At 46.3% G+C, this 4,243-nt stretch carries 5 protein-coding genes; 2 read left to right on the forward strand and 3 right to left on the reverse strand.

Annotated elements, in window-relative coordinates:
- Positions 1–528: 528 nt before the first annotated feature.
- A complete protein-coding gene (locus tag JRI95_16950) occupies positions 529–720 on the forward strand; it encodes a hypothetical protein (protein ID MBW2063234.1) in 192 nt (63 codons plus the stop codon).
- A gap of 98 nt (positions 721–818) precedes the next feature.
- On the opposite strand, the gene JRI95_16955 is transcribed toward JRI95_16950, so the two are convergent.
- The 3 genes from JRI95_16955 to JRI95_16965 all read right to left on the reverse strand — a co-directional run bounded on the left by JRI95_16955 (position 819) and on the right by JRI95_16965 (position 2,692).
- Positions 819–1,001, reverse strand: a complete 183-nt coding sequence (locus tag JRI95_16955) for a hypothetical protein (protein MBW2063235.1) — start codon at positions 999–1,001, stop codon at positions 819–821.
- Between the two features lie 187 nt (positions 1,002–1,188).
- Positions 1,189–2,184, reverse strand: coding sequence for a hypothetical protein (locus JRI95_16960; protein MBW2063236.1), 996 nt, complete (start codon positions 2,182–2,184; stop codon positions 1,189–1,191).
- Between the two features lie 343 nt (positions 2,185–2,527).
- A complete protein-coding gene (locus JRI95_16965) occupies positions 2,528–2,692 on the reverse strand; it encodes a hypothetical protein (GenBank protein ID MBW2063237.1) in 165 nt (54 codons plus the stop codon).
- A 332-nt stretch (positions 2,693–3,024) separates the two neighbouring features.
- Here JRI95_16965 and JRI95_16970 point away from each other — a divergent pair.
- On the forward strand, positions 3,025–4,243 hold a 1,219-nt coding region (locus JRI95_16970), incomplete at its 3' end, for a peptide-binding protein (GenBank protein MBW2063238.1).

The following is a 4,243-nucleotide window of genomic DNA, read 5'->3' on the forward strand; positions in this document are numbered from 1 at the left end:
TAAACTTCTTTCTTTTTATAATATTGATTAAAAGCCAGAAGGTCTCCATAGTGACTACAGAGTCAGCCAGATTAAATGCTGGCCAGTAAAAGCCCCGGCCTGTGCTCCACTTCGGCATCCAGGTCAGGCCCATTGGTTGCTGCACCATACCGGAAGCCAATAGTGTGTCAAATTACAAATGGCCCTATACCTGACATGATATATTCTGAGATTTTCGGCGAAGGCAAATCTGGAAATCAGGCCTAATAGGAACTTTTTGTTGTTTTATCAGGGAGAAGTTTAGCAATAATCCAGGCAAGCAGAACTCCAGCTACTCCGGAAATGAAGGCAGCAAGCACTGGCAAAAGGGCTTGTTTTGCATCCGCCCATATGTGGCGGTGAAGACCAAAGGCGAGCCAGGTTATCCCGAGGCAGAAAAGATTACCGAGGCCTCCGCCGACCCAATCCCATTTTCCATAAAGAAGCTCTACCCAGATCCCGAGGGCAAAGAGGGCCAGGAGGCCGTAAAGGCTGAACCAGGATGGAGAGGTGACTCCATACCAGGGGCTCTCCCCATCCGTGCAGCCCCACATAACGGAAAAGGCCCGGATCAAGGATGCGTTTAAAATCGGAAAGGGAGAGGAACCTGTTCGGTCTTTCCAGCTTTCGCCTCAGACATATGGCGCAATCAAGGTTGCAGGCGGTTGCTACCTCAACCTGAAGGGTCCTGTAACGAAATGAATCAAGCACGTGTGTTAAATGTTTCTCGCTTCCGGTCAGTGGAAATTCTTTTTTGAAAAAGTTGGTGAGGGGGAAATCCCCCTCACCTGGATAGGAGGTTAAGCAGTCTTTCGGATAAACGGCATCCAGTTGAACTGCAAGGCTTTGAGCAGAAGCCCTTTGAAGTTCAGCATCAGGATACCGACGACGCTTAATGAAGCTATGATTTGGGGTATAAACCGGCAAATACCGGTACAACCGCCGGTAGCTCCTCCCGTGGCCACACTAATTGGTGAACACATGCCCATCACCTCCTTCCAAACTATTTGGTTAGACCTATAACTTCGTATGGGTTCACACCGGCTGTCGTTATCTTTGTGTACATCTGGGGGCTTACTTCAACCTCTTTCACCACCTTCACAAAGTCTGCCGGTTTATCCAGATAGGGCATAAGACACCAGTTACCCTTTACCCTGGTGGTCCAGAAGACTAGGTTTTTTTGCCTCCTTTTGGTTTGAAGTCTTTTTTCTTAACCCCGGAAACCTGGCAGGCCTTTCCCCAGTCATACCGGAAGGCAACTGCCTTGCCTTTTTTGGCCTTGTTGTTCCATATCACTAATATTCCAGCTATATTATCGGTTGGTTTTTCACCTGAAACAGCCTTTTTCTGATCGGCTGTAAGTTGTTTTGCGAACAAACTTCGCTTGCCCGGCGTGAGATCAAGGAGTATCTGAACGGCGTCGTCCTTACACCATGGCGGACAGGCGATCCAGATATACTTATTTCCTTTTTTCAATGGATATTTCTCAAGGATAAACTGCACAATTTGATAACCTGTGCTTACACCAGGGCACAGATGATTGTGGAATTCGCAGCATTTGAGGAAATCAAAAGGGGCACCCTTTGCCCAGGCATTGGCAATTGTGACCATGCTGAATGTATCCGATAAACTTCCGATCTTTTCTTTTATCTGTTTCCAACCATCCGGCTTAGTAGCCTTGTCACCGTCCATATTTAAGTTAATCTTTCTCGTTTTATTCCCGTCGTATGTTATGACAACTGTATCCTTGGTATCCTTTCTGAACAGAACGACCTTCAAAGGATAGGTTACGGGACGATGAAAGAAAAGTAGGCTCCCTTTACCAATAGAACACCCTGTTGTTTCCTGGATTATATCCACATAGCCTTCGGTGGTCTTGCCGTTCACCTTTACATAAGTCGCATTGGTGAGGGCAAGGAGATCGGGGCTTCCCTTCTCAATCTTCAGGTCTAGCATACCATTTTTTATCAGTCCTTTAACATCAGCGGCCCAGAGGACCTGAGCTAAACTGACAAGCAATAATACAACCAGAAAAACTTGCATACATCTCTTCATGATTTTCCTCCTTATTATAGAATTCTCCCTTTTTCCCGTTACTTCATAAAACTTCGGATAATAACTACTGGATTCCCGCGGGAATGACGATTGGGTATAAACCTTTGTCATTCCTGTAAAAAGCCTGCATTTTCTCTGATAATTGCTAAAACAAAAAAAGGCCAAGAAAGCCCACCCCTTCAGGGTAGTAACGCCTTCTTGGCCTTTTATATTGTTTATTTAAATGTTGTTTAAGCTGGTTATCTGCTCTTCATGAGCAACTTCAATGTTAAAGTTAGGAAAATTCCGTGTTTTTGTCAAGCAATATTTTAATATCTTGACCCTGATACTGCAATTTATTAAAATAACAAATAAATTCTATATCCATATGAAAGGAGGTGTAATTATGGAAGGAACACATGAACACGAACATATGCATTCGCATGAACACACCCACACGCATAATCATGAACATTCACACGGTGATATGAAGCACAGCCACGAGCACACGCACACCCATGCACATGATCATCTCCACCAAGGCGACCCACAAACGCACGATCATAAACACACCGGGGAACACAGCCCACATGATCATGACCATCCCGGCCATGACGCAGAAATTCATGATCATGACCATTGACAAATAGCCCTTTTGAAGCTCAACAGGAGAGGGGGATGCATATAACTCTGCATTCCCCTTTCTACTTCTTAATAGCAGCAGGATAAGATCTGAAAATCCTTGACAAAGAAAAGGTAATCAATTAAAAAACCTTTAAATTACGGCATGAAGTCTGCAAGGTTTTACTCAAACCTTTTCATATTTGTCTCACTTACAGCCACGAAGGCTCTCCTGGGTCAGAAGACCGAATAAAATATCTTCAACATAACAATTATAAAAAAGCTATGGAGGCTCTCTTTTGGTCTGCAGGCCAAGGGTAAGATGTTTAATATCTTTATAAGGAGGAGAGAATGAGAAAAGGAAAAAAAGGATTTTTGTGCAGATTGCTCTTGTTAGCGGTTCTCGCCCAGGTCAAAGAAATCCGTATCGCGGACAGTAAGGGCGACTGGGGCTATCCCAATCCATATCGACATTATCCGCGAGGTCCGGGTTATGTCCGCATGAGCTGGGTCTTTGACACCCTTATCTGGAAAGATGATAAGGGTTACATCCCGGCCCTGGCCAGAAAATGGACCTATGATCCCAGGTCACTGAGCTTTACCTTTGAGCTCCGGGAGGGGGTCAAGTGGCATGATGGTAAGCCGTTCAGCTCGGAGGATGTGGTCTTCACCATAGATTACTTCAAAAAACATCCCTATCATTGGGTACCCATGGGCGACGTGGCCGGAGCAGAGGCCGTGGGAAAAGGCAGGGTAGTGATCAAGGTGACCAAACCTTACGCCCCCTTTCTGGCCTATATAGGCGGTGTCATGCCCATTCTCCCCAAGCACATCTGGAAGAACGTAACCGACCCGAGGAAATACAATAATCCCGGGGCATTTATCGGTTGCGGTCCTTATAAGTTCGTTGATTTTAATAAGACCAAGGGGACCTACCTTTACGAGGCATTTGAAGACTACTACCAGGGCAAGCCAAAGGCAGATCGCCTGATTTACATCAAGGCTGGTAAGCCTATCATGACGCTGTCCACCGGCAAAGCCGATCTGGCCAACATCAAGCCTGACATGGCCAAGCCACTCAAGAAAAAAGGGATGGTCATATTGGTGAACGCCAGAGGATGGAATAAGAAACTTATGGTCAACCACAAGAAGCCGCCCTTTAATGACAGGCGCTTCCGCCAGGCCTTGGCCCATACAATCAACCAGCAGGAGATCATTGACAAAGCCCACCGTGGCTTTGGCTCACCGGCCTCTTTTGGCCTCCTATCACCGGATCATGATTTTTACAACCCCAATACGCCGACATATAAGCCTGATCCGGCAAGGGGACGCCAGATTTTGGAATCGATAGGGTACGTCAAGGGAAACGATGGATTCTATGCCAGAGACGGCCAGCCGCTAAAAATAGAGGTTTTGGCTTCAAACATAACCGTGGCCGGTGAATCCGTTGCCGACAGGGACGGTGAGGTGATCAAGCGACAATTAGAGGCAGTGGGAATCCATGTTGACCTGGTAAACATGGAGCAGGCCACCGCGGACGGTCGTGTCAAGAAGTGGGATTTTGATCTGG

The organism is Deltaproteobacteria bacterium, assembly GCA_019308995.1.
Classification (GTDB): domain Bacteria; phylum Desulfobacterota; class Desulfarculia; order Adiutricales; family JAFDHD01; genus JAFDHD01.